General features: G+C 58.3%; 26 protein-coding genes and 7 tRNA genes. 19 read left to right on the top strand and 14 right to left on the bottom strand.

Translation table 11 applies throughout. From position 1 onward, the window contains the following. Positions 1-208: 208 nt before the first annotated feature. Genes dtd through CACC_RS07065 form a run of 3 tightly spaced genes read right to left on the bottom strand, consistent with a single transcriptional unit; the run spans position 209 to position 2693 of the window. Positions 209-652, bottom strand: a complete 444-nt coding sequence (gene dtd / locus CACC_RS07075) for a D-aminoacyl-tRNA deacylase (RefSeq protein WP_005278933.1) — start codon at positions 650-652, stop codon at positions 209-211. Positions 653-683: 31 nt separating this feature from the next. Beyond that, complete coding sequence (locus CACC_RS07070) at positions 684-2261, bottom strand: DUF7782 domain-containing protein (protein WP_005278936.1); 1578 nt, start codon at positions 2259-2261, stop codon at positions 684-686. Between the two features lie 48 nt (positions 2262-2309). Beyond that, the gene (locus tag CACC_RS07065; RefSeq protein ID WP_005278938.1) at positions 2310-2693 is read right to left on the bottom strand and encodes a DUF3099 domain-containing protein; all 384 of its coding nucleotides are present in this window, start codon (positions 2691-2693) and stop codon (positions 2310-2312) included. Positions 2694-2831: 138 nt separating this feature from the next. Between CACC_RS07065 and CACC_RS07060 the strand changes: the two genes are divergently transcribed. Both CACC_RS07060 and CACC_RS07055 read left to right on the top strand, forming a co-directional pair. Continuing rightward, a complete protein-coding gene (locus CACC_RS07060) occupies positions 2832-3083 on the top strand; it encodes a DUF3039 domain-containing protein (protein ID WP_005278940.1) in 252 nt (83 codons plus the stop codon). Next, a complete protein-coding gene (locus CACC_RS07055) occupies positions 3080-4843 on the top strand; it encodes a DEAD/DEAH box helicase (protein ID WP_005278941.1) in 1764 nt (587 codons plus the stop codon). Before CACC_RS07060 ends, CACC_RS07055 begins: the two co-directional genes overlap by 4 nt. 145 nt (positions 4844-4988) lie before the next feature. Here the strand turns inward: CACC_RS07055 and CACC_RS07050 are convergent, their stop codons facing one another. Together CACC_RS07050 and ppgK are read right to left on the bottom strand one after the other, a co-directional pair. Next, positions 4989-6470, bottom strand: a complete 1482-nt coding sequence (locus CACC_RS07050) for an RNA polymerase sigma factor (protein ID WP_005278942.1) — start codon at positions 6468-6470, stop codon at positions 4989-4991. Positions 6471-6667: 197 nt separating this feature from the next. Continuing rightward, positions 6668-7426, bottom strand: a complete 759-nt coding sequence (gene ppgK / locus CACC_RS07045; RefSeq protein ID WP_023017377.1) for a polyphosphate--glucose phosphotransferase — start codon at positions 7424-7426, stop codon at positions 6668-6670. On the opposite strand from ppgK, the gene CACC_RS07040 reads away from it, so the two are divergent. After that, complete coding sequence (locus CACC_RS07040) at positions 7425-8312, top strand: inositol monophosphatase family protein (protein WP_005278944.1); 888 nt, start codon at positions 7425-7427, stop codon at positions 8310-8312. The genes ppgK and CACC_RS07040 overlap by 2 nt on opposite strands. 111 nt (positions 8313-8423) lie before the next feature. Continuing rightward, a complete protein-coding gene (locus CACC_RS07035) occupies positions 8424-8714 on the top strand; it encodes a DUF4193 domain-containing protein (RefSeq protein ID WP_005278945.1) in 291 nt (96 codons plus the stop codon). A 191-nt stretch (positions 8715-8905) separates the two neighbouring features. Here the strand turns inward: CACC_RS07035 and CACC_RS07030 are convergent, their stop codons facing one another. Both CACC_RS07030 and CACC_RS07025 read right to left on the bottom strand, forming a co-directional pair. Further along, positions 8906-9148: a hypothetical protein gene (locus CACC_RS07030; RefSeq protein ID WP_005278946.1), complete on the bottom strand. Its 243-nt coding sequence runs from the start codon at positions 9146-9148 to the stop codon at positions 8906-8908. 276 nt (positions 9149-9424) lie between these two features. Continuing rightward, entirely contained in the window at positions 9425-9886 is a 462-nt protein-coding gene (locus CACC_RS07025; RefSeq protein WP_005278947.1) for a DUF3093 domain-containing protein, read from the bottom strand. A gap of 103 nt (positions 9887-9989) precedes the next feature. Between CACC_RS07025 and dut the strand changes: the two genes are divergently transcribed. The 5 genes from dut (at position 9990) to dxs (ending at position 15440) form a co-directional block, all read left to right on the top strand. After that, positions 9990-10463: a dUTP diphosphatase gene (dut, locus tag CACC_RS07020; RefSeq protein ID WP_023017381.1), complete on the top strand. Its 474-nt coding sequence runs from the start codon at positions 9990-9992 to the stop codon at positions 10461-10463. Positions 10464-10477: 14 nt separating this feature from the next. Then, the gene (locus CACC_RS07015; protein WP_005278949.1) at positions 10478-11449 is read left to right on the top strand and encodes a DUF3710 domain-containing protein; all 972 of its coding nucleotides are present in this window, start codon (positions 10478-10480) and stop codon (positions 11447-11449) included. A gap of 29 nt (positions 11450-11478) precedes the next feature. Continuing rightward, entirely contained in the window at positions 11479-12186 is a 708-nt protein-coding gene (locus tag CACC_RS07010; protein ID WP_005278951.1) for a DUF3159 domain-containing protein, read from the top strand. Beyond that, positions 12179-13435, top strand: coding sequence for a class I SAM-dependent RNA methyltransferase (locus CACC_RS07005; protein WP_005278953.1), 1257 nt, complete (start codon positions 12179-12181; stop codon positions 13433-13435). The genes CACC_RS07010 and CACC_RS07005 overlap by 8 nt, the downstream gene beginning before the upstream one ends. A 106-nt stretch (positions 13436-13541) precedes the next feature. Then, positions 13542-15440, top strand: a complete 1899-nt coding sequence (gene dxs, locus CACC_RS07000; RefSeq protein WP_005278955.1) for a 1-deoxy-D-xylulose-5-phosphate synthase — start codon at positions 13542-13544, stop codon at positions 15438-15440. Here the strand turns inward: dxs and CACC_RS06995 are convergent. Together CACC_RS06995 and CACC_RS06990 are read right to left on the bottom strand one after the other, a co-directional pair. After that, positions 15437-16657: an HRDC domain-containing protein gene (locus CACC_RS06995; RefSeq protein ID WP_005278957.1), complete on the bottom strand. Its 1221-nt coding sequence runs from the start codon at positions 16655-16657 to the stop codon at positions 15437-15439. The two genes, dxs and CACC_RS06995, sit on opposite strands and share 4 nt — an antisense overlap. Before the next feature lies 1 nt (position 16658). Continuing rightward, a complete protein-coding gene (locus tag CACC_RS06990) occupies positions 16659-17333 on the bottom strand; it encodes a DUF3000 domain-containing protein (protein WP_005278958.1) in 675 nt (224 codons plus the stop codon). 149 nt (positions 17334-17482) lie between these two features. On the opposite strand from CACC_RS06990, the gene hemQ reads away from it, so the two are divergent. Then, positions 17483-18184 (top strand): hydrogen peroxide-dependent heme synthase, encoded by a 702-nt coding sequence (gene hemQ, locus CACC_RS06985; protein WP_005278960.1) that lies wholly within the window; start codon positions 17483-17485, stop codon positions 18182-18184. Between the two features lie 87 nt (positions 18185-18271). Here hemQ and msrB read toward each other — a convergent pair whose 3' ends face one another. The 5 genes from msrB to CACC_RS06960 form a co-directional block, all read right to left on the bottom strand. Continuing rightward, complete coding sequence (gene msrB / locus CACC_RS06980; protein WP_005278963.1) at positions 18272-18688, bottom strand: peptide-methionine (R)-S-oxide reductase MsrB; 417 nt, start codon at positions 18686-18688, stop codon at positions 18272-18274. 10 nt (positions 18689-18698) lie between these two features. Continuing rightward, positions 18699-19850, bottom strand: coding sequence for a glycosyltransferase family 87 protein (locus CACC_RS06975; protein ID WP_005278965.1), 1152 nt, complete (start codon positions 19848-19850; stop codon positions 18699-18701). Positions 19851-19856: 6 nt separating this feature from the next. Then, the gene (locus tag CACC_RS06970) at positions 19857-20555 is read right to left on the bottom strand and encodes a dihydrofolate reductase family protein (protein ID WP_005278967.1); all 699 of its coding nucleotides are present in this window, start codon (positions 20553-20555) and stop codon (positions 19857-19859) included. Positions 20556-20600: 45 nt separating this feature from the next. Further along, complete coding sequence (locus tag CACC_RS06965) at positions 20601-21503, bottom strand: DMT family transporter (protein ID WP_005278969.1); 903 nt, start codon at positions 21501-21503, stop codon at positions 20601-20603. An 88-nt stretch (positions 21504-21591) separates the two neighbouring features. Next, a tRNA-Val gene (locus CACC_RS06960) sits at positions 21592-21666 on the bottom strand. A gap of 256 nt (positions 21667-21922) precedes the next feature. On the opposite strand from CACC_RS06960, the gene CACC_RS06955 reads away from it, so the two are divergent. The 9 genes from CACC_RS06955 (at position 21923) to CACC_RS06915 (ending at position 25253) form a co-directional block, all read left to right on the top strand. After that, positions 21923-21998, top strand: a tRNA-Gly gene (locus CACC_RS06955). Between the two features lie 54 nt (positions 21999-22052). Continuing rightward, a tRNA-Val gene (locus tag CACC_RS06950) sits at positions 22053-22124 on the top strand. A gap of 38 nt (positions 22125-22162) precedes the next feature. After that, positions 22163-22238 (top strand) — tRNA-Gly (locus tag CACC_RS06945). A 30-nt stretch (positions 22239-22268) separates the two neighbouring features. Next, positions 22269-22339 (top strand) — tRNA-Cys (locus tag CACC_RS06940). A 27-nt stretch (positions 22340-22366) separates the two neighbouring features. After that, positions 22367-22438, top strand: a tRNA-Val gene (locus tag CACC_RS06935). Positions 22439-22481: 43 nt separating this feature from the next. Further along, positions 22482-22557: transfer RNA gene (locus CACC_RS06930), tRNA-Gly, on the top strand. Positions 22558-22780: 223 nt separating this feature from the next. Then, positions 22781-23353, top strand: a complete 573-nt coding sequence (locus tag CACC_RS06925) for a copper resistance CopC family protein (protein ID WP_035108501.1) — start codon at positions 22781-22783, stop codon at positions 23351-23353. Beyond that, positions 23353-24024 carry a copper chaperone PCu(A)C gene (locus CACC_RS06920; protein WP_005278972.1) on the top strand — a complete coding sequence of 224 codons (672 nt, stop codon included), beginning with the start codon at positions 23353-23355 and terminating at the stop codon, positions 24022-24024. Before CACC_RS06925 ends, CACC_RS06920 begins: the two co-directional genes overlap by 1 nt. A gap of 2 nt (positions 24025-24026) precedes the next feature. Further along, on the top strand, positions 24027-25253 hold the full coding sequence (locus CACC_RS06915; RefSeq protein ID WP_005278974.1) for a Dyp-type peroxidase: 1227 nt from the start codon (positions 24027-24029) through the stop codon (positions 25251-25253). Positions 25254-25272: the final 19 nt, after the last annotated feature.

Genomic DNA, 25272 nt, shown 5'->3' with positions numbered 1-25272 from the left:
GTATAAGCCCGCGATGATGCCACGTGATAATAATTTATTGTATTCCGGGTAGGTTAATTATCACTCTGAAAAAGCTTGCGCGGCACCCAGAGATATGCATTGTTGAACAAAGTTGCCCATTGTGCGATCTAGCTCATAGATAATTCTGGGTGTGAGTGGGCGCTCGCGCAGGTAGACGCCGGATGAAGAGAAAATGCAGGAGAGGAAATTAGGTCTCGACCAAAACCGTAAATGGGCCTTCGTTGACGGAAGACACGCGCATCATAGCCCCGAATTGGCCTGATTCGACCGCGATATTGCGCTCGCGGAGGCGCTCGATGATGTACTCGATGACCGGCTCGGCCTCTTCTCCCGGGGCAGCATCGGCCCACGATGGGCGCCGCCCCTTGGCAGTGCGGCCATACAGCGTGAACTGGCTGACCACCAAGACTGGGGCTCCGGCATCTGCAACCGATACTTCACCTTCAAGGATGCGCAGCTCCGCGATCTTGCGGGCCATCTTTTCCGCACGCGGTTTCCAATCGGCTAAATCCTCCCGGGAGACACCGACGAGGGCTAAAAGCCCGCCGGTCTCAGGGCAGTCGATGGCGCCGACGGTCTCGCCCGCAACGGTGACAGCTGCTTCGGATACGCGGGTTAGTACTGCGCGCATGCCTGTACCTTCCTTTCCTGGGCGTTCGGAGCTATTCGGTGTGGGCAGTCGGGGAAGCATCATCCTCGAGCAGCAGATCGGCGGGGATGAGCAGGCCGTGGCGAACCATATCGATGATGGCGGGAAGCGCGGCCGCGGTCAGTTCTGCCTCATCGAAGCCGTGCGCTACCGCATACAGGCCAACGGTCTCTCCAAGGTTGAGCCCATGGGGAGATAAGCCAGCTACGATTGCTGCCAAGTGTTCATCGACTTCGTGGCTCCACCGGGGCCCATCGGTACGCGTCAAGCGGATAACCGCCCGGCTAAATCCTTGTTTATTATCGGTATCGGCCACGCTGACTTCTTCCTTGGCCACCTGTGGACGAACTTGGAAGTGCTTGCCTTCTAGCTCACCAGGAACCAAGTCGCGCAGCCAGGCCACGCGGGCGAAGTATTCTTCCACCTCGGGTCCCAACGGGTCGCTAAAGTGCTGCGGCATTTCCTCGGCCAAGATATCGGAGGGCGCGTCTTCGGCAATTTTTTGAATGGCGACGAACCCAAACCCGATACCTGTGACATCGTGGTGGTGGAAATGATCCAGCCAGGCCTTTGAGCGCGCCTTGCCCTCATCGCTGCGCACATCAAGCGATTCGTCCTTGAGCCAGGTGGATACGTAGAGGGAAGGATCGGCGACATCCCGCTGAATGATCCAGGCAGCCACGCCCTTATCCGGCAGCCACGAGGCCACGCGCTGCTGCCAAGTCTGCCCACCGGTATGCACCCAGGCGGCGAGCAAATGCGCGGTTCCGCCCGGGGTGAGGTGATCCACTGCCTGGGATACCACCAATTCGCTAGCCCCATCCAAGTTCAGGCCAGAATCGCGGTAGACATGGCCCACCTCAGGAATGCCAACGACGAATGGGGGATTGGCAACGATGCGGTCAAAGGTGCGCCCCGCAACGGGCTCGAACCACGAGCCCTCAACTAGCTCTACCTCTGTGCTAGTCCCTGAGGCAGCGACAGTGGCACCGGCCAAATCAAGCGCGCGCCGGTGGACATCCGTCGCCGTAATGCTGCGCGCGCACTCGAGCTGACCCAACAATTGCACTCCCGAACCGGTGCCCAGATCGAGCACCGTTGATACCGGGCTTACCGGCGTCGATTGCAAGAGTGAGAGGCTTGCCGCCCCGACGCCCAAGACGTGATCCGCGCCGGGGACGTGGTCCACCAGCGAGGCATCGACATCGGAAAAGACGAGGCGGTTGGAGCCGACGATGATATGTGGCCGGATATCGAGGGCAATGTAGATGCTGCCGCGATCATCGGAAAGTGCCACGCCGGCATCCAGGAGCTTGGCGGCAAGGCGGGCCCCGAGGGCATCGGCAAGCAGCGTGGCCGGCAGATGCTCATGCAGCAGGAAGAAGCGGATGAGCGTATCCAGCTGGGAATTACCGGCGGTGCCGCGCGCCACCGCGGCAGGCTCACCGCGGTAGAGGGCCTCCGTAAGCTCCGGACCCAAATGCCCAGCTAAACCATCGGTAGTAAAACTGGCCTGCGAAAAAGCCTCCGCTAGCTCCGGGGCAAGATCGCGCAGCGCGGCGGCATCGAAATGAGGGCCAAAGGACGTCATGCTGGGAGAAGATCCTTTCCAGTCGTGCTATTCATGCGGGTTATGCGCCTAATCGGAGGCAGTATCGTCATGGTCAATAACGGAATGCTGAGATTCGATTGCTTTGGAGCCACCGCGGGAAATCTGTTGGTTCTGATACTGCGAATATAGCTGACGATTCATCGCGGGTTTATAGACATTTTTATCCCGCTTGTCCTTCTTCTCACCGCGGCTATTGCCAATGACCACGGCAATCCACGGCAAAGGAAAGGTCACGCCCACGATGATCGCCGCGAGCAACCACCAATGCATGTACAAAAAGACCCCGGCAATGAGCAGGGACGGCACGCGCAGGAATTGGAAAAATCCGTACCACAGCTCCCGGCGCCTGCGATCTTGTGCGGGCGAGAGCTTGGCATCCGTGATGAGAAAACGTTCCTTTTTGCCAAACACTTAAATTACGCACCTCCCTGGAGCGCGGCGCGTAACCCTACAACAGGGGACGGGAAAGCCGGCGTTGGAGTGCGTAGAGTGTGCATGTTCTCCAAGGGTAGACGCATGACTCGCAAAGTTCGATGCTGATGCGGCAAAATGGGGTGCGTGACTACGACTACGAAGACAATTGAACGGCCAGATATTCGTGAAGACACTTCGACGACGGATAATGACACGCCGAAGTTCTTCCACTACGTCAAAAAGGATCAGATTCTCGATTCCGCGGTCAACGGAAAATACGTCGTTGCTCTGTGCGGTGAGACCTTCCCGGTAACCAAACAGGCAAAGCCGGGCTCGCCGGTATGCCCCGATTGCGAACGCGTTTTTAAGGGTCTTCGCCGCAAGTGAGGACGTTTAAGAAGACGAACCTCCGCGCGTGGCAGCAATCAGCCCTCGATAAATTCCTCGCCACCAAGCCACAAGATTTTATGGCCGTGGCGACCCCAGGTGCGGGTAAAACCACCTTTGCTCTGCGCATCGCGACGGAGCTTATGGAAGACCGCACGGTAGAACGCGTCATCGTCGTGGTGCCTACCGAGCACCTGAAGACGCAGTGGTCTGCCGCCGCCGCGCGGGTGGGCTTGGCCTTGGATCCTGCCTTCACGAACTCCTCTGCGGTCAACCCCAGCATGGACGGCATCGTGGTGACCTATGCCCAAGTGGGCATGCACCCCTTCAAGCACCGCGCCGTTGCCTCCGCGCGGCGCACCTTGGTGATCTTGGACGAGATCCACCACGCCGGCGATGCCAAAAGCTGGGGCGATGGCGTCAAGGAAGCCTACGACGACGTCAACCACCGCCTCGCGCTGACCGGTACGCCGTTTCGCTCCGATGAATCGCCCATCCCCTTTGTGCGCTATGAGGACGATGGGGAAGGCCATAAGGTCTCACGCGCCGACCACACCTACGATTACGGCGATGCGCTTGCCGATGGCGTCGTGCGCCCCGTCGTCTTCCTGTCCTACTCCGGCGAGGCGCGCTGGCGGGACTCCGCCGGGGAAGAGCACTCCGCGCGACTGGGTGACATCATGAACGTGGAACAAACCGCGCGCGCCTGGCGCACCGCGCTCGACCCCAAGGGCGAATGGATCCCCGCCGTGCTGCAGGCGGCGCATACCCGCTTGATGCAGATGCGGCGCAATATGCCGGATGCCGGCGGGCTCGTGCTCGCTTCCGATACGACCACCGCCCGCGCCTACGCGAAAATCCTCAAGCAACTCTCCAATACCCCAGTCTCGGTTATTTTGTCCGATGACCCAGGTTCCTCGGACCGCATTCAAGAATTTGCGGACTCCACCGATGAATGGATGGTTGCCGTACGCATGGTGTCTGAGGGCGTCGACGTGCCCCGCCTCGCGGTCGGAGTCTACGCCACGTCCGCGTCGACCCCCTTGTTCTTCGCCCAGGCAATCGGCCGCTTTGTGCGCTCCCGCATGCCTGGCGAAACCGCCTCGGTCTTCCTTCCCTCCGTCCCCGTGCTGCTCGGCCTTGCCGAGCACATGGAAAAATCCCGCGACCACGTCTTAGGCAAAGAGAAGACGGAGAAAGAAGGCTGGGACGACGAGCTACTCGAGCAAGCAAACCAGAAAAAGACTGAACCGGACATGCTGGAAAAGTCCTACGAGTCCTTAGGCGCCGAAGCCGAATTTTCTGGCCTGCTCTATAACGGCTCGCAGTTTAATACCGGCGATATGACCTCTGATGAGGAAGCCGATTTCCTCGGCATCCCCGGGCTCCTCGATGCCGACCAGGTCAAAGACCTACTGCGCAAGAAGCAATCCGAGGAAATGGACCGCCGTGAGGCCGAGGAAAAGGCGCGCCGGGCCGCTGAGGCAGAAGAGGCCCACCGCCGCAAGATCTACGGCATGGGTCATGCGCCTGCCGCGAAGCAGCAAGAGTCCGATGCCGCAGCGGATACCGGCGTGGTGGATGAGCTCGGCGCGCTGCGCAAGGAGCTCAACACGGTGGTCTCCATTGCCGCGCAGAGCTCCGGCCGGCCGCACGGTGCCATCCACACCGAGGTCCGCAAGGCCTGCGGCGGACCGCCCACCGCGTTGTGTAGCGCGGACCAATTGCGCGAGCGCATCAACTACTTGCGCAAGTGGTAGCAAGCCTCCTTATCGCCGGTTGGCTGTCGGCCGGCTTGCTGGCGCTGCGCTTCTTTCGCGACGCCAGCCCCGCAGGAGGGAAAGGCACATAAAAGGCCGCACCACCGTGGTGCGGCCTTAATGCTGTGCGAGGCGGGCGAGTTATCTAGTCGAGGTAATCGCGCAATACCTGCGAACGAGAGGGGTGACGCAGCTTTGACATCGTCTTGGACTCGATCTGACGGATGCGCTCGCGGGTAACGCCGTAGACCTGGCCGATCTCGTCTAAAGTGCGCGGCATGCCATCGGTAAGCCCGAAGCGCAGGCGCACGACGCCAGCTTCGCGCTCGGACAACGTGGTCAGCACGTCCTGGAGCTGGTCCTGCAGCAAGGTGAAGGACACGGCATCGACGGCGATGACGGCCTCAGAGTCCTCGATGAAGTCACCCAACTGAGAATCGCCCTCATCACCGATGGTCTGGTCCAGCGAGATGGGCTCACGCGCATACTGCTGAATCTCCATCACCTTTTCTTCGGTGATGTCCATTTCCTTCGCGAGCTCCTGTGGGGTGGGCTCGCGGCCCAAGTCCTGGAGCAGCTCGCGCTGGATGCGTCCCAGCTTGTTGATGACCTCCACCATGTGTACCGGGATGCGGATGGTGCGGGCCTGGTCTGCCATGGCGCGGGTAATGGCCTGGCGGATCCACCACGTGGCATAGGTAGAGAACTTGTAGCCCTTGGTGTAGTCGAACTTTTCCACCGCACGGATAAGGCCCAAGTTGCCTTCCTGAATAAGGTCCAAGAAAGCCATGCCGCGGCCGGTGTAGCGCTTGGCCAAGGAGACCACAAGGCGAAGGTTGGCCTCCAACAGGTGGTTCTTAGCCTTTCGTCCGTCCCTAGCGATGCTGCGCAGATCGCGCTTTTCCATGGGGGAGAGCTTGGCAGCCTTATCGCCCTCCGCGCGAGCCTTTTCCATCTCGTCCATGCGGTGCTGCGCGTACAGGCCGGCCTCAATGCGCTTGGCCAAAGAGACCTCCTGCTCAGCATTCAGCAGGGCAACCTTACCGATCTGCTTGAGGTACGCGCGCACGGAGTCGGCGGAGGCGGTCAGCTGTGCATCCTTGCGCGCCTGGCGCAGGGCGACGGATTCTTCCTCATCCCAGACAGAGGACGTATCTTCTACTTCGTCCTCGTCTTCTTCTTCGCCCAACTCTTCCTGAATATCGTCTTCATCGAGGTCAGTGGGGGCATCGAATTCGTCCTCTTCGATGTCCTCATGAGTTGGGTCGAAGTCGACGTCATCCGCAGGGGCATCTTGCTCAACGGAATCGAGCTGATCCTCTGCGTCCTCTGCCTCCTCCGACGGCGCTTTCTCCGCGGAGTTTGCAGGGGAGTCTTGCGGTTCCGCCGCAGAGGCTCGCACGGTCTTCTTGACAGCTTTCTTGGCTGATTTCTTCGCCGACTTCTTGGCGGTTTTCTTCGCCGTTTTCTTGGCAGTCTTTTTCGCCGTCTTTTTAGCTGTCTTCTTGGCGGTTTTCTTCGCCGTTTTCTTTGCCGTCTTTTTGGCGGTCTTCTTTGCAGGAGTAGATGCCTCGACAGACTTATCGTCCTCGCCGAGTGCCTGGTCTGAAGAATCAGTGGCTGCCACGTACGCCCTTTCGACTTACTACTTGATGGGAATAGCTCACCGCACCCGCACAGGGTGGCAATAGCATTAAGAAATGGTAGCGGGTGTAGGCCTTATGCAGGTCAGACACGCCCGAGAGCCATGCAATTTTGGATCGACCGCCCAGTATAGGCGATTTTTGCACAATGCCGGTAGATAGGGTTAATGCAACGGCGATTTTATGGCTCTAGGCCTTCCAATACCGCCATCGCTGCACCTACAATACCCGCACGATTTTGCAACTGTGCAGGCATAACGGGGGTATCAATGGTTAAGTGGTGTCCCCATTTGTGGAATTTGCGAGATATGCCACCCCCGATCAGGAATGCTTGCGGGTTAAATAATTTCTCGTATTCTTGCAGCACTCGATTGAGCCGAGGCGTCCACTCCTTGTACTTCAGCCCTTCGCGTTCCTTGGCGGCGGAGGACGCGATCGCCTCGGCTTCGTTAGTTTCCACCGTGAGGTGGCCAAGCTCGGTATTGGGGAAGAGCTGCCCGTTGAGGAAGAAGGCCGATCCGATGCCGGTTCCCAGCGTCAAAAAGATGACTGGCCCGGTTTTGGCCAACTCGTTTCCATACGCGACTTCCGCAAGTCCTGCGGCATCGGCATCATTTAAGACCACAAAATCAACGTCTAAATAACGCGAAAACAACTCGGTGGTATCCACGCCTATCCACTCAGGTGAGATATTGGCAGCGGAGTGCACCGTGTGGTTCGACACTACCGAGGGCAAGGTGATGCCGACGGGCTTGTCCCACTCTTTTTCGCGCACAATTTGGGCTACTACCGTGGCTACCTCATCTGGTGTGGACGGCTGTGGGGTAGGGATCTTTAGCCGCGAACCCACGAATTCACCGTTTTTGAGGTCGACTTCTGCGCCCTTAATGCCGGAGCCGCCGATATCGATGCCAAATGAGTGGCCAGTATGAGTAGTCATGCTCGCAAGTGTAGAAGAAGGCACAATGGTTGGCATGGATCATGACATAGATTTTCTGCAGTTGCGAGATTTTGCGGAATCTACCGCGATGCACGCGGCGGAACTTATCCGGACGCGCCGCGCCGACTTGGTCGCTGGAGACGGTATTGCGGCACATACTCAGACGAAATCGAGCGCCGTCGACCCGGTAACGGAGGTCGACACCGCCACTGAGGAGTTTATTACGCGCACGATTAGGGAAAGCCGCCCTGGCGATGGCTTATTAGGTGAGGAAGGCGCGAGCTTCGACGGGACGACCGGCGTGCGGTGGATCGTGGACCCCATCGACGGAACCGTCAATTTCCTTTACGGCATTCCGGACTACGCGGTCTCCATCGGTGCGGAATACGATGGCCGCCTGGTAGCAGGCGCTGTGGTCAACGTGGCGCGGGGGCAGGTGTATTCCGCAGCGGCAGGCGAGGGTGCCACGGTTACCACTGCGGATGGCACGCGGTCCTCGCTGCGATGCGGTGAACAAGATGATCCCGCGCTTTCCTTGGTTGCGACGGGATTTGGTTACGGCGCACAGCGGCGCAAACACCAGGCGGAACTGCTGACCAAGTTGCTGCCGCAGGTCCGCGATATCCGCCGCATCGGCGCAGCCGCCCTTGATTTGTGCCGCGTGGCCGAGGGGAGCGTAGATGCCTATTTCGAGCACGGCATTAACGCTTGGGATTTTGCCGCCGGTGCTCTCATCGCCCGCGAGGCAGGAGCTAAAGTCCACCATCCAGGGCTGGACAAGGGGTCCGCCGATGGTGAATTAACCTGGGCTGCGGGGGTGAATTTGGCACCCGCATTTGAGGAACTTTTGGCAGCACATGGCGCTAAGGAAGCGATGCGGGGGTGAAGGATCTAAGAATTTCTTAGCAGCAGGATGACATATCGGTGTTTGTCCTTTACTATGCGCGATCGATAAACAACTATTCCTAAAGCAACTCGACTTATAGGGGCGTGCAGTATGGCCACCGATTATGACGCACCGCGCCGCGGTGCAGAAGACGAACTTGAAACTGACTCTTTAGAGGGACTGAAAGCAGCTGAACCCGAAAGCAATGGCATGGATGACGATGGCGAAATCGTCGAAGCATTCCAGCCGCCATCAGTTGACCTCACCGGCGAGGAACTCAACGTACAGGTCGTTCCCCGCCAAGAAGACGAATTTACCTGCGGATCCTGCTTTTTGGTCCAGTCCAATAAGCGTTACTCGCACGAAGAAGATGGCATGCCCATCTGTAAGGATTGTGCCTAAACAGCCAGTATTGGCCTAGCTAGCCGTTACTGCGCACAACCCAAATAAAGATTCACCCCGCCGCAGTTTGCACAGGCAAACGTGGCGGGGTGTGAAGTTTTCCTTGTTTAGCAGACACCTAATGTGCGCGGGAGCTAACTCCCCGGGGCCTCTACTTTCGGGGGCAGGCCCCCTCAGTTATCCAGCTATATCTAAGGCTGTTCGTCTTTGCCCTTTTCATCCGGTTCGCTTCCTTGCTTTTGCCGTTTCTCCAATAGGTATCGACGAACCAAGAAGATGGGCAGTACTAGAACGAGGTAAAAAGCCATGTACCCCACTACGTGAAGGACGATGCCGTCAGAGCTCAGTTCGCTCCAAGAGACTCCTTCCACGTTGGATGAGGACACTCCCCGCCAACCGGTTACTTGGCTGACATAAAATTCAGCGATGACCATTAGCGGCAGTAGCACAAAGGAAAACCACCAAGGAGGTATCCAGGGTTTCCCATCTTTTTGAGTTCTGCCTAAAGCTCCTCCGAAACCCATTGTGATCTCTTCCTAGTCCAACTTTTCACTGACGGTACAAGAACCCGCGTAAGGTGCGACCGAAAGTCTGCTTTAATGCTGTCATACGGGCTTGCTCGGGGGGGGATGCAGTAGCACGGAAAACACCAACGGCACTCTCACAGGTGATGCCTTCTAAAAAGCAGCGACCCCTAGAATCTACGAATTTTACGCGTGCTGCTCTGGCAGGAAGGCGCGGAGCAGTTGGTCTGGATCTTTCGAGGCAATGAGCCAATATGGGGTGTCATCTTCCGGATCATTGAGGACCATCATGGCGTGCTCGTCAATCCAGGCATGAGAGACCAAGAATGCGGCCGGATCGAATTGCGGGCCCAGTGCGTTATGGCGCGCAGACTTTGGAACGGTAATCGAACGAGAGACAACCTCATTGGGTAGCTGTGCGTCTTTGACGAGCAGCCACCGCGTGCCATCTTCATCTTGTTCTACTTGCACAACGGTCCCAGACCACGTGATGAGCACCCAGATAGCGATGGCTCCGAGCAGGACCGCGGGAATGATGGTCCACCACACAGAGCGGTTGAGTCCGGCCGTAGCTGAGGTTAAAGCCACAACGATTGCTGCAAAAATCCAGAAGTACCACGGCACCCATTGGCGTTCGCGATACAACACTTTCGGGTCAGCGGGTTGAGGAGCAGAAATATCAGACACGTCTAGGCAGTCTAGTCCACTCCAGGCGCAGAATGAACCGGCTGGGGCAGGTAGGATTGGCTAAGTGACTGATTCGAATTCGCTACCGCAGGAACTAACGCCAGTAGGAGACGTCAAAATTAAGCGCCTCGATAAAGGGCTGCCGATGCCATTTCGGGCCCATCGGGGTGACGCCGGCGCCGATCTTTATGCTGCCGAGGCGCTTACCCTCCAACCTGGCGAACGCGCCCTCGTTGGCACCGGTATAGCCATGGCCTTGCCGCTGGGCACCGTGGGATTAATTCATCCGAGGTCTGGCCTAGCAGCTAAACACGGGCTGTCCATTGTCAATACGCCGGGTACCGTGGATGCTGACTACCGCGGGGAGATCAAGGTGTGCCTGATCAACCACGATTCCCACACCCCGATCGAGATCGAGCGCGGCATGCGCATCGCTCAACTCGTGGTACAGCGTGTAGAACTAATGGATTTTAGCGAAGTAGAAGACTTGGATGAGACCGACCGCGGTACCGGCGGCTACGGATCAACCGGGGTATAGAAAGGTTTAAACACATGGGTATTTGGCCATTTGGCAAAAAGAAAAACGATGACAACCGGAAGGAAGAGCCGGAGGCCTCACGGCAATCGCAGCCGCAAGAGCCTGCCGCTGATTCCGCAGGATCGGCTTCGGCTGAATCGAATTCCTTTGCATCCGTAAAAGATACGGCTGCCGATGCCGCCGCAGCTTCGGGACAGGTGCCAACGGAGTTTGCCCACGACGCCGTAAATGGCGAAACCGGCCCCTTCGATGGCGATTCCGTCAATATCGAAGACTTTGACTTTTCTGATTCTTCCATCGGCATCCTTGACCTTGGCTCGATGCGCATTCCGCTGCCCAAGGATTCCCAGGTCCAGGTAGAAATGGGCGAACAAGGCCCGAAGATGCTGCACATTGTCACCAAGGCGGGCCGTATTACTCCCGTTGCCTTCGCAGCTCCACGCAAACCTGGCCAGTGGGCTGAATCCGTGGAAGAAATCAAGGAAGGCATGAGCCGCGATGGGCTATCCGTCACCACGGAGCAAGGCCCTTGGGGGCTGGAAATCGTTGGCAAAAATGACAACGGCCAACTGCGCGTCATTGGCGCCGAAGGCCCGCGGTGGATGCTGCGCTTAACTCTTGCAGCACCTACCGGCCTTGAAGAAGATTTAGCGCAGATCGCGCGCGACGTAGCATCGCGAACCTTTGTCTACCGCGGTGAAGATCCCATTTTGGCGGGCAATGCACTGCCGGTCATCATGCCCAAGCAGCTGGTGGAGCAGGTCAAACAAGCCATGGAAAAGCGTCAGCAGGACCAATCAGGCGCAAATTCCCAGGGGCAGGCGGCCCAAGGTCACCCAGAAAACGGGGTAGGCGGCCCCGATCCCGCAGCTGAGGCGGAAGCCGAACAGCAACTGCGCGATTTGGGCGCGCAGCCACCCAAGGGGGACAATGAATCTCCCGCACATGACAAAGACAAGGGGTCTAACCCCGATACCGATAAGTAAGTAAAGCAGAACGCTACGTGAGTAACTCTTTGCCGGAGCCGCAGGCTCCACAGCTAGGCGACGACCAGGACCGCGATACTGAGCCAACTCTGTTGGAACAAATGGGAGGCCTTCCCGGACTGGTTGCGGCCACCTTGCCCATCGTCGTCCTTATTCCAGTTAATAGCCTTTACGGCCTAACCCCGGCGCTCATCTCCGCGCTGGGTGTGGCGGTAGTGATCGCCATATGGCGCATCGTTCGCAAACAGACCATTCAGCCGGCCATCTCTGGCCTTATCGGGGTGGCCATTTGCGCCGCCATCGCCTGGTTTACCGGCGATGCCAAAGGCTACTTCCTATACGGCATTTGGATGTCACTGGCCCTGTTTATCGCCGCGTCGCTATCAATTCTCTTCCGGTGGCCGGCCGTTGGCGTTATCTGGAAGGGCTTGAACGGCGATGATATGGCCTGGCAGAAGGTAAAGCTTGCGCGCAGGGCCTATTCCATTGCCACCGCCGGGTGGGCCGTTATCTTCTTAGCGCGGTTTATCATCCAGCGGGCGATTTATGATGCCGGGGAGACGACCGCCTTGGGCATTACCAGGATCGTCATGGGCTGGCCCTTGACGCTATTGGTGACCGCATTGACCGTGTGGATGGTGCGCCGCGCAGATGCCGCGGTAGAAGCGGCAGAAAATGCCGGGCTTGCCACAAGTTCAGATCGCAGTACACAAGAGTTCGAGGCAGAAAATGAATGAGTCCGCTCTATCTCGCGGAGACACCCTGGAGGTCACCATTGACCGCATGGCCCATGGTGGACTTGGCATCGGCCACGCCTCAGACGGGCGCGTCGTCTTCGTTCCCCGGGCTTTTCCGGGGGACACGGTTCGCGCAACCGCCGGTAAGGTGAAAAAGTCCTTTATCAAGGGCGAACTCGATAGCATCGTCACCGCAGGGGCTCTGCGCGTACCCAGTAGTTGCCCCGCCGCGGAGCTTGGTGCTGGGTGCTGCGATTTTGCAGAGTTGGATCCCGCAGCGGAACTAGACATCAAGATGGACGTTCTCCGCGAACAGCTGCGCCGTAGCGGCATAGAAGGGCTCGAGTCCCTCACTATTGAACAACACGACCTGCCGCCGGTACGGGGCTGGCGGTCGAGGGTCAGGTTGGGCGTCGACAAGCAAGGCCGCGCCGGATTGCGGAAGTACCGCTCGAATGAGCTGGTGACTTCTGTCGGTTGTACCCAACTAGCAGATGGCCTGATTGATGGTTTGGTAGGCGACGGCGCGCGGCGTTTTACCCCGGGGGCCGAAATCGTCGCGGTTCTCGATGGCGCGGGTAACCGGCATGTGGTGGAAACGCGCAAGGCACCGCGGGGCAGGCGCGTGGAGACCATTCGCGAGGTCATCGAGGGCTCTGGCACCGTGGTCGAATACGTCAATGGCCGCGAGTTTTCCTTCCCTGCCACGGCCTTTTGGCAAGCGCATGTGGCGGCGCCGGAACTTTATAGCGCTGTGGCGGGGCAGTGGCTGGCCGGCCGGAATTACCAGCAGAAGATTGCCTGGGATTTGTACGGCGGCGTCGGACTATTCGCGCCCGCGCTATCAGAAGCCACCGGTGGAAAAGTCATTTCCGTGGACTATTCGCCCGCGGCAACGGCGTCTACGCAGCCGGGGCTGCGCGATATCGATATTGCAGTCAAATCCGCGAAGGTAGAACAGGTTGCTGCGCAATTGCCCCAACCTGGTGCCGTGGTGCTCGATCCGCCGCGAACCGGGGCGGGCGAGCAGGTTATCCGCGCCGTGGCGGAGGCAAAGCCGCAGGCCGTGGTTCATGTGGGCTGCGATCCCGCAACCTTTGCCCGCGATCTATCCCTGTGGCACAGCGCTGGGTACAAGCCTGAGAAAATGGCGCTAATCAATGCCTTTCCTGGCACCCATCACTTTGAGGTTATCGCTCTTATTACCCCAGATAAGGAAGCAGATAAGCCGGCGCAGAGTTCCGTTTAACGCGAAAATACCTCGCCTGAAGTAATGAGCCGATATAAAAGAAAATACGGACCACGGGTACGGTGGATAGGAAGAACTAAGCACAGAAGGAGTTGAAGGCCGCTCCATGACTATCTTGGATACCATAAACTCGCCGCAAGACCTGAAGGCACTGCCTGCAGAAAAGTTGGAGGAACTTGCGGCGGATATTCGCCAGCGCCTCATCGATAAGGTATCGGTGACTGGTGGGCACTTGGGGCCCAATTTGGGCGTGGTGGAATTGACCATTGCGCTGCACCGGGTCTTTGATTCCCCGCGCGAGCCCATCATCTTCGATACCTCCCACCAGTCTTATGTGCACAAAATGTTGACTGGCCGCACGGCCCAATTCGATACCCTGCGCCAAAAGGGCGGCCTGTCCGGTTATACGGACCGCGGTGAGTCCGAGCATGACTGGACGGAATCCTCGCATGCTTCCGCCTCGCTTTCGACCGTGGATGGGCTGTCCAAGGCCTTCAAGATTCGCGGGGAAGGCCACCGCAATGTCATCGGCATCGTCGGCGATGGCGCGCTTACCGGCGGCATGTGCTGGGAAGCGCTCAATAATATTTCTGAAGATAAAAAGCGCAATGCGGTCATCGTGGTCAACGACAACGGCCGCAGCTATTCACCCACCATTGGCGGCATTTCTGAAAACCTGGGGCGCATTCGTTCCCAGCATGGTTACGACGAGCTCATGGAGCAGGGCAAACGCCGCCTGAAATCCATGGGGTGGGTAGGCGAGCGCGCCTTTGATGCGCTCCATGCCATGAAAGAAGGCGTCAAGTCCACCGTCTTGCCCACGGAGATTTTCCCTGAGCTGGGGATTAAATATATTGGCCCCATTTACGGCCATGACATCGATGGCTTGGTGCATGCGCTTTCCTATGCCCGCGATTATGAGGGCCCCATTATCGTGCATGTGGTCACGGAAAAGGGCCACGGGTTTGCGCCTGCGGTCAATGAGCCGAAGGACCAGATGCACTCGACCGGTGCCATCGACCCAGTAACCGGCGTAGCGAAGGGCACCAAGCAGCCGGGGTGGACGGCCGCATTTTCTGAAGAATTGATCGCGGCGGCGGAAAAGCGCGATGACATCGTTGCAATCACCGCAGCCATGGCGGGTCCTACGGGGCTGGCTCCCTTCCAGGAGCGTTTCCCAGAGCGGTTCTTTGATGTGGGCATCGCCGAGCAGCACGCGATGGCCTCTGCCTCTGGTTTGGCTTTGGGCGGCATGCACCCCGTGGTGGCTGTGTATTCCACGTTCCTGAATAGGGCTGTGGATCAGGTGATCATGGATATTGCCTTGCTCAAGCTGCCGGTGACCATCGTGCTGGACCGAGCGGGCGTGACGGGATCTGATGGCGCCTCCCACAACGGAATTTGGGATATGTCCTTAATGAGCATTGTCCCTGGCATGCACATCGCTGCCCCGCGCGATGGTGCGCGCCTGCGCGAGCTCTTCCACGAATCTCTGGACATTGATTCTGGGCCTTCAGTCGTCCGGTTCCCCAAGGGAAACTTGCTGCCCGATATGGAAGCCGTGGATACGCTTGCCGATGGCGTCGATATCCTCTACTACGGCGAGGCCGACGCCGGTGAGGATACCCCCGAGGTCCTCATCGTTTCTATCGGTGCGATGTCCGCACGGAGCATTAAGGCCGCGCGAGAGCTGGAGAAGCAGGGACTCAACGTCACGGTCATTGACCCGCGATGGGTCGCGCCAGTGGCAAGCTCCGTCATCGCTATGGCGGCAGATCACGATCTGGTGGTGACGGTAGAAGACGGCCTCATTCGCGGCGGCATCGGCTCCATGATTGCTGAGGCTTTCGGTGCCGCAGAGGTGGATACCCCGGTGCGGCGCCTTGGTGTTCCTGGCTACTTCCCCAAGCACGGTTCCCGCGGCGAGGTTTTGGAAGAATTTGGCCTAAGCCCAGAGCTCATTGCCGCATCGATTACCGAGTGGGTAGAAAACCTCACCGCTTAATCTGGTTGGGAAAATAGGCTCGCGATCAATGCCGGGGCAACGAGGTTGACCTGCCATGACCGCGCGCCTTCGCGTTCTAGGAAGGCGGGCACGTCTTCGGGCTGGCTGATGGTTCCGCTCCCACCAATGGCCGCCCACACGGTGGCGCGGAGGGTGGCGGGGCGAAGTAGTAGCTCAGGTGGCAGCCCGAGCTCTTCGGCGATATCCCCAATGGCAGCGCGGATCTCCTGATATTCCTCCCACTGCTGTGGATACTCCCTGGACCACACCGATTTCGAGGGAACGGTTCTTTCCTCACGGAGCGCAACCGGGCGCCCCCGCGGTGGAATTTTCTGGGACTGCTGCACCGCCCGCAACCAGCGCTGCGCGGCACCCTTGCGCCGGCGCGGAAACCCCTTGATGCGGGTGAGCTGCGGCTGCGTGCTGGGCAAAACCCGGGCTATCTCTACCAGTACCTTATTCGGCAGCACGCGCCCGGGCGCGGTATCGGTTCGCCGGCTAATATCATCGCGCAAGGCCCACAAAGACTGCGCCGCGGCGCGCTGCTTCCCATTCTTTAGGCTCGATACTCCCTTGATATCGCGCCAGGAATGCGGCTGCGGGGCGGTATCATTCGCGTGCTTGGCGACGATCGCCGCACATTCCTCCACCATCCAGTCCAGCTTTTCTTGTTCGGCCAAGATATCGCGCAGCGTGGTAGCTAGTTCCAGCAGGAGCTCGACATCGAGTGCGGCATAAGCGCGCATTTCTTCACTGAGCCGCGGGATGGACCAGTCATCGTCGCCGTGGCCTTTTTCTAGCTGGACATCGAAAAGCTCCGCGATAATGGCGCCCAAATTGGTGCGGTGAAAGCCAGCAAACCGGGCGGCTAATTCCGTATCGAAAAGGGTGCCGGGGAAAAGCCCGAGCCACCCAAGAGAGGGGAGATCCGAGGGGGCGGCGTGAATGATCCAGTGCTGCCCATTGAGCACCGGAGCAAGCGCCTGGGTTAACTCCGCGCGGTGGCCTTCTGGGGCAAAAAGCATCGTCCCAGCGCCGCGCCGGCGGATCTGGATGAGAAAGGCGCGGTCATCGTACCGGTAACCTGAGGCGCGTTCGGTATCGATGGCAAAGGGCCCAGTACCCGCCTGCAACCGCGCGGCCGCCTCGGCAAATTCCGCCGGGGTGGATAAGACCTTCGGAATACCCTGTTTCGGACGCTTCCGAAATTCCACCATCTTAGCGGCCGAGCTCAGTAACGCCTTCAGGCGGCAGGCCCGCGACGTTGGCTAATACTTGTGCAAAGGCCTGCACGTGCGGCGCTAAATCTAGTCCCTCCGCGGTCCACGATGCGCGCATTTCAATCTGATAAGCGCGCGGGGGACCGCCGATCTCGCCGAAGCGAACCGAGGCGGTGGAGGTGACGGTGCCGCCGAGGTTGGTAATCTCCGCGCCTTCTTTTTCCAGGCCTTCATTGAGCCATTGCCAGGCGACGTCCGGAAGCAGCGGATCTCCTGCCACCGAATCATCCATATCTGCCTGGATATACGCCACCAAGCGCATGGCGCCCTCCCAAGCCTCTTCCGCGCCCGGGTCATGGAGGAGGATGAGGCGCCCGAAGGCATCGCCATCTGAATCTGTGGCGATGATATCCGGCTCCTCTTCCGTGCCCACCTCGAGGCCAATGGCGTGGCTAAAGGGGGCTAGCCGCTGCGGTGGGCGAATGGACCCGAGGCTAATCTCTGGGCGAAGAGTGGCCGCGTGCATGGACTCCACCGCCTGAGTAAAAGCCGGCGGCGTCGTTGGCTCTTGTGCCTCGTCGTTGCGGCGTAGGGAGGTAAAGGCTGCGCCGTCTCCGGAGTTGGCTCCGGCATTCTTACCGGCGCTGCGCGTGGTCGATTCGGAATTACTCACCTTGATAAAGCTATAGTTTCACTACCTTGAGCTGGCGGAGGCGCGCCGATAGTGGGAGGCGCACAGGGGGAGGGATGACAATCGGTGTAACTCCAACTTATGATGGATATGTCCGAATATTCGAATAAGCTTCTGCAAAGGAGAAGGCAATGGCGAAGCTCGATTTCAAGGAACTCAATGAGGTACAGCAATACTCCCAACACGCCGTTTTCAAGGTGATCCCAGGCGGCCTGGGCAGCGAGCGCGAGGAGATCATCTCCCAAGCCCAAGAATTCTTTGCGGAGCTAGAAAAGGACAATAAGGTCACCGTCCGCGGCGTCTACGATCTGACCGCGATGCGCGATTCTGCAGACTTCATGATCTGGTGGCACGCTGAGGAATTTTCCGATATCCAAAAAGCCTTCGGCGATTTCCGCCGGGAGACCACCTTGGGCCAGGTAAGCGAGGTGACCTGGATTGGAAACGCCTTGCACCGGCCGGCCGAGTTCAATAAATCCCACTTGCCTTCCTTCATCATGGGGGAAGAGCCCAAGGAGTGGATTGCCGTCTATCCATTCGTGCGTTCTTATGACTGGTACACGATGGACGAACAAAAGCGCCGCCGCATTTTGATGGAACACGGCATGCAGGCACGCGACTACCCCGACGTGCGCGCCAATACTGTGCCGGCATTCGCGCTTGGGGATTATGAGTGGGTGCTAGCCTTTGAGGCCGACGAGCTGCACCGCATCGTGGACCTGATGTATAAGATGCGCTATACCGAAGCCCGCCACCACGTCCGCGAGGAAATTCCTTTCCACACCGGACGCCGCGTGAAGGACATCGCAGAACTCATTAAGGTTTTGCCTTAAGATGTGAAACAAAAACAGCGCTGGGGGCAGCCTTTATAGGTGCTCCCAGCGCTGTCGTTTCATCTCACTGCGCGGAGTAGCGAGATCTTAGTTTTCCTCGACGGGCTTTTCTTCCAGGTTCAAGGAAATTGAGTTGATGCAGTAACGCAGGTCGGTCGGGGTATCGTAGCCTTCGCCTTCAAAAACGTGGCCCAAGTGGGACTCGCAGTTGGCGCAGAGAACCTCGATGCGGCGCATGCCCAGGGAGTTATCTTCTCGCTCGATGATCTTGTCACCGGCTAGCGGGGAGAAGAAGGAAGGCCAACCACAGTGGGAATCGAACTTCTCGGTGGAACGGAATAGCTCCTCGCCGCAGGCCTTGCAGGAGTAGACACCTTCTGTGGTGGTATCGGTGTATTTGCCCACGTGCGGAGGCTCCGTACCAGCTTCGCGCAATACGTAATATTCTTCGGGGCTAAGGCGCTTTTGCCAGTCGGCATCAGCAATGAGCTTAAAATCAGTCATGACTTTAAGTTTAATCCTTTATTTGCGTTGCACGCCACCATCCGGCAACGCAGGCGAAGATGATGACGATGAGCAGGCTCCATCCCACGGTGCCGGAGAAGAAGTTCATCCACCGCCCAGCATCCGGGTGCGCGTGCGATGTCCACGACACAGGCGCCAAGAACAGGAACGCGGCCACCCATGCGCCCACTGAGTGAAAGACGGAGCGCGGCAGGACCACGGTGAATATCAGCGGGAATAGCCACATTGAATAATATTGCTGTCCTAGCGAGGACAAGAAGAAGATCCCCACCATAATCGCGCCACTCGTCGTCAGCGCCCAAAACACCGGTTCGGATTGTCGCCACCGCAATAGCCCAAGCACCGCGCAGCCGATCAAGGCAGCGAAGATTACCCACACCACCCAGTAGAGGACTGGTCCAAATTCCACATAGGCGCGTAATCCCGCCCAGGAGGAATTGGCATAATCGCGGGTCGTGGACAGATAGGGCACAAGCTTGTCCAGGTAACCGCTTGCACCGGGCACCAGGGGCCACGCGAGGAGGTTAAGCACCACTGGAATCCCCAGCCCCGCGAGGAGGTTGCGCCACTGCAGCTTGACTAGGGGCAAGAAGAGGAGGGGCGCGAATTGGGGCTTAATCAAAATGGCTAGCCCAATGGCTATGCCGGAAAGCCACGCGAGCTGCGGGGTGCGCTCAGCCTCTAAGAAAGCCCACAGGAAAAGCACCATGCAGAATAAGAGCACACCGTTGATATTGGTAAACGCCAAAGTATTGGTGACAGATTCGGTGGAGAAGGCTAAAGCGATAGAGACCGGAAACACCGGCGAGGTGAGCTTTCTTCCCACCACGTGGGTCAGCAGTGCTAATGCGGCAATGATGGCAAGGGCATTGACCACGATGAAAAGCCCGCGCGCTGGGCCAAAATCGAGCCACGCTAAAGGCGATAGGAATAGCGTTGCACCCGGGGTGTAGAGATACAACGGATCCACATGGTTATAGGCCTGCTCATACACCGGAATACCGTCGACCATGCGCCTTAGCGCGCTATAGACCGTGGTGAAATCATCAGTCAGCGTCCCATTGCGCGCGACGATGAAAACGCGCTGAATGACGAGGAGAACGGTAATAGGCCATGCGGCGGCGTTTATTCGAGCAGACACGACCTTTTAGTCTACGGGTTCAGACGCGCGCGAGTATCGCAGAAACACCGTGCTATCAGTATCTGCGGCAATATTTTCTAGGTGCATTCGGCGGTGGGAGTGCGTGCCATGAAAGGTAGCCACGGGCTTTTCCACGCCGGTGGACAGGTGGGGATCCAAGGTGAGATACATCTGGTCGATGGCATCGATATGCACCAGCTGGCCGAGCATTCCTGGCCCACCCTCGCAGAGGATGCGCTGAAATCCACGCTTCCGCAATATGCGGAGGTAGTCCTGCATGGTGCCTTCACCTGCATCGATTACCTCTGCGCCTGCCGCCTCAAGAGGACCTTTCCTCGCGGACACCTCCGGGTTCTGCAGCGCCGCGTGGGGGACAAGGAAGAGCGGGGCGGTGGTGAAGTGGGTTAAGAATTTCGAGTCCGGCTCAAACTTCAAGCTTTGCGTGGGTACGGCAATGGGAGCGGGAGGCGAATCGGGAGAGTGTTGCTCTACTCCCGAATAATCTTCTGACCTGACCGTTTGCCCACCCACAAAAACAACGTCCGCCCAGCCACGCAGGGCCTGGAAAAGCTTTCCGTCGGTGTCATTGCCCATGGCCTCAGAAAGGTCGTTGATGGTGGCAGACCCGGTGAGGGTAGAAACCATATTGGCCCGGAGGGCGGGTAGGTAAGAGGGCTCGGGCCCTAAAAGCGAAGCGATGTCCATGCTCTGCCAGTGTAATGGTTCTGCCGGGGTGAATCGCCCTGTCAGCTACACCAGCCGAATGAGCACCACACCGGTTAAAAGGAGGGCAATGCCAAGCACCTGGCGGGATTTAATGGGGGCGCCGCTTACGCGGTCAATGATGAGCGAGCCCAGCATCGAGCCAAGCAGGCCGGCAACCACGGTGAGACCGGTACCAATCTGCGGAACGAGGGCGGCGTTGCCGAAGATGAAAAGCGCGCCCAATACACCGCCTATCCACATCCACCACGGGTTGGGTTTTCCTTCCGGGCGCTCGATGCGGGGGCGCCAGCGCAACACGATATTGACGATGACCAGGGCGGTAACGCCGACGGCGAAAGATACCAGCGCAGCGCTGACTGGGGAGCCCGTGACTTGGCCCAGATGTCCGTTGATAGCGGATTGGCTAGCGGTAAAACAGCCAAAGATAAACCCGGCGAGCCGCCAGAGCCACAGGGCGGTCGCGGAATCCTCACTACTTGTTGCAGCGCTCGGGGTAGCTACCACCGCAATCACGCCGATAAGCACGATAATGGCACCGATGGCACGCACTGCTGTGAGAGAAGATTGAGGGGACTCGAAGAGCCCGAAGTGGTCAACAATGAGACCCATGATGACTTGCCCCGCGATGGGTAAGACTACGGTCTGCACCGCGCCTAGGTGCGGAAAGAGGAGAATATTTCCGGTCAGTGCGACAACACCCAGCAAACCGCCGAACCAAATCCAAAGTGGTTCATCAAAAGCCTGCGCAATGCCGTAATCCCCGCCGGTAACGGCAGTAGCCACGATGAGCAGGGTTACCGTTCCTACGGCGAAGGAAATCATCGAGGAGGAAAAGGGGGTGCCGGTGGAAGCGCGAAGGCGAGTATTGACTAGCGTTTGAATCGGTAAGACCAGTCCAGCAAGAATTCCCAAAAGTATCCACAACACGGGTGGACACTTTACTCAGATAAGCCAAAAAGCCTACTTGAATGGGAAAAGCCCATCTAAGCAAAGGAAATTAAGCTTAGGTGGGCGGTGGTGGTCCTAACTGGGATTGAACCAGTGACCTTTCCGGTGTGAACGGAACGCTCTCCCACTGAGCTATAGGACCTTGCGGGGGATAAATTTACACCCGGTGCGTTCCATTTTCCTAATTGGCTGGATGAAGGGCGCGGAAGGTGGGGTTAAAGCGGATATGTCTGGGAAGGTGAGCGCGCGGGATAAATGACACCCCTGCAATTCACACCGTCGATAAGTGAGTGATTTACGCCGCGCAATAGGTGTGCTGGGCTGGGGATTTGGAAACTGGCAGGGAGCACGATAATGTTTGTTCACGCACCGCAAAGCATTAAGCACTGCGGCGCGATGCGGATGTAGCGCAGTTGGTAGCGCATCACCTTGCCAAGGTGAGGGTCGCGAGTTCGAGTCTCGTCATCCGCTCCACGCTTTTCTAGAGGGTGTTACACCACAAAGGGAAAGTGGAACTAAATGAATAGCGCGCGATTAGCTCAGTGGGAGAGCGCTTCCCTGACACGGAAGAGGTCACTGGTTCAATCCCAGTATCGCGCACAAGGACTTTGTCCTAGAAACCGGGCCTGGTTTCGCATGCGGATGTAGCGCAGTTGGTAGCGCATCACCTTGCCAAGGTGAGGGTCGCGAGTTCGAGTCTCGTCATCCGCTCCAGCACTGTATTGTGTGAGGCGGTATCGCCACGGTGGAATGGCCGAGTGGTGAGGCAACGGTCTGCAAAACCGTGCACACGGGTTCGATTCCCGTTTCCACCTCAACGTTTTAATGCCTTCGGGCATTAGGCGCGATTAGCTCAGTGGGAGAGCGCTTCCCTGACACGGAAGAGGTCACTGGTTCAATCCCAGTATCGCGCACGAGGGTCATCTTGTGGCCCTTGGTGAATCTTTTGATTTACCTGCGGATGTAGCGCAGTTGGTAGCGCATCACCTTGCCAAGGTGAGGGTCGCGAGTTCGAGTCTCGTCATCCGCTCCACTCAAGCCGCCTTGTTAGCAAGGCGGCTTTTTGCATGCGGCAATCTCAAAGCTTCTGTAGTGATGGAGATCGCAGACTTTTTCGCTTCGGTGCGGAACTATGGGGATATGGTTCCCGACTATTGATAGAGACACCCTGATGACCACGATTGTCACCAAGGCATTCGGTGGGATTAGGATGTCTTTGCATGCACACGCAAAATTCAGAACTGAAGGAGCTGAAAATGAGCCATCGCGTACCTTGGTTGCGCCGCACGGCAGTGGCAGTGGGAGCTACCGCGCTTATCGCCGGCGGATCCGCACCCGTAGCACTGGCGCACGATTCCGTCGTGGGCGGAACCGTAAAGGAGGGCGACCAGCTCGAGGAGTTTCCTGAGGAAATTACCCTGGAGTTCTCCGGCATCCCTAAAGACCAGTTCAACACCTTTGCGGTAACCAATAAGGACACTGGGGAACAGATCTTTAGCCAGGAGCCGGAGCTCGATGAACGCGATCTGACGATCACAACTCCAGATGATGTCGATCCCGGCCCAGGTAACTACCAGGTGGGCTACAACATCACCTCCTCGGATGGACACGCAACGCGCGGCGGGGTCTCATTTACGGTCACAGGTGGGGGTAGCGATGATGCTTCCTCCACCGACGCTGCAGATGCAGATGGAGCTGCAGATTCTTCGAGCGATATGCCTACCTCGGTGAAAATCATCCTGGGCGTGGGCGGTGTGCTGGCCATAGCGGCCGTTCTGGCTTTGTTGATCGCTAAAACTCGTCGAAACGACTCGAAAGGTCACAAATAATGACTAAGAAATTTTCCCGCCTGATTGCCGGCGTATCCCTCAGCGCCCTGGTTCTTGCTGGTTGCTCCCCGGATAACGAGAGCGATTCCAGCAACTCGGAGTCGACTTCGGCCGCTTCTTCGACTGCAGAAACCAGTAAATCTACCGCTGCAGCGGATAAGGACCTGACCTTCGAGGACGCTGTTGTCCGCGCCAACGAAGACAAGGACATGACCGCCATCTTCGGTACGTTGGTCAACCACTCGGATAAAGACATCGAGATCACCGGTTTCTCCACGAGCCTGGACGCAGAGATGAACCAGATTCACGAGACCGTCGATGGCCAGATGCGCGAAAAGTCCAGCCCCTTGGTTGTCAAGGCTGGCGAGAGCCACGAGCTTGCTCCTGGCGGTGACCACTTCATGCTGATGGGTATGAAAGAAGGCATCATGCCTGGTGATTCCCTCGAGATGACGGTCACCCTGTCTGACGGCGAGGAGCTTGACCTGGGCACCATCCAGGCCCGCACCATGGGTGCTGGCGATGAGGACTACGGCGACATGGAGGGCATGGACCACGGTCACGCGGGCCACGATCACTCCGACCACTCTGGCCATGATCACTCCGGCCACGACCACTCCGGTCACGACCACTCCAGCAAGGACGACGAGAAAGAAAACCACAAGCACTAATCATGACGGGATTCAGCAGAAGGGGATTTCTCACCGGCGCTGCAGTGTCTACCAGCGCCATTGCGCTGGTGGGATGCAACTCGGATAAATCAACACCACACGCTGAAGCGGAGGAGCAGCCCCCGCTTGCCGATGCCACCGTGGCTTTCGACGGCCCACACCAGGCCGGCATTGATACGCCGGAGCAAGCGCACCTGAACTTGGTGGGCTTTGATCTTAAAGGGGGCATCGGCAAGCAGGGCTTTGCCCGGCTCATGAAGCTGTGGACCGAGGACGCGCGAGCGCTGTGCACGGGCCAGCCGCCGTTGGGGACCTTGGAACCGGAAATGGTGCGCCAGCCTGCGAACCTCACCATTACGTGTGGGCTGGGCGAGCGCATTTTCTCCCTGCTGGGCGTGGATAAGCCGGAGTGGCTTGGCGATGTCCGCGCCTATTCCCGCGACCAATTAGATGACAAGTGGGGCCAGACTGACATCGTCCTGCAGATTTGCAGCGATGACCCGCTGATGAATACTTATGCGCTGCGGCACATGGTGCGCTCTGGCGAGCACTATGCTGAAGTTAGCTGGCTGCAGCAGGGCTTTATCAACGCCTACGGCAGCCACGACAAGGGCGCGACCGCGCGCAATATGTTTGGCCAAAAAGATGGCACCGTGAACCCGCGCGGCGATGAACAATTCGCTGACCAAGTCTGGATCGAGGATGGCCCGAAGTGGCAGCAGGGTGGTGCGGCCATGGTGGTGCGCCGCATCCGCATGAACCTCGATACCTGGGAAAAGCTGGACCGCTCCTCCCGTGAAAATGCGGTGGGCCGCAAGCTGGAAAACGGGGCACCGCTTACGGGTGATAAGGAATTCGATGAGGCGGACTTTAAGGCCACGGATGAGTATGGCCTGCCGGTCATCGATAAGAACTCCCACATGGCGCGCGCGACTGCGCCGAAGGACCACCCGGAGCAAAAGATCTTGCGCCGGCCCTATAACTATGAATTGCCGCCGGATGGCAAGGATGGCCAACTATCCAATATTGGCCAAATCTTCATCTGTTACCAGCAGGATCCCACCAAGCAATTCGAGCCCATTCAGGCGCGCCTTGATGAGGCGGACCTGCTGAATGAGTGGCTTACCCACATCGGTTCGGCGATGTATTTCTGCCCGCCGGGAACTAAAGGCAGCGATGGCAAAGAAACGTGGTGGGCGGAATCGCTTTGCACGCATGCTGGCCTGTAGAATGACGATCCGTAAATTT

This window comes from Corynebacterium accolens, from assembly GCF_023520795.1.
Taxonomy (GTDB): domain Bacteria; phylum Actinomycetota; class Actinomycetes; order Mycobacteriales; family Mycobacteriaceae; genus Corynebacterium; species Corynebacterium accolens.
The sequence above is the reverse complement of the archived record's forward strand: the minus strand, read 5'-3'. Positions and strand labels throughout refer to the sequence as shown.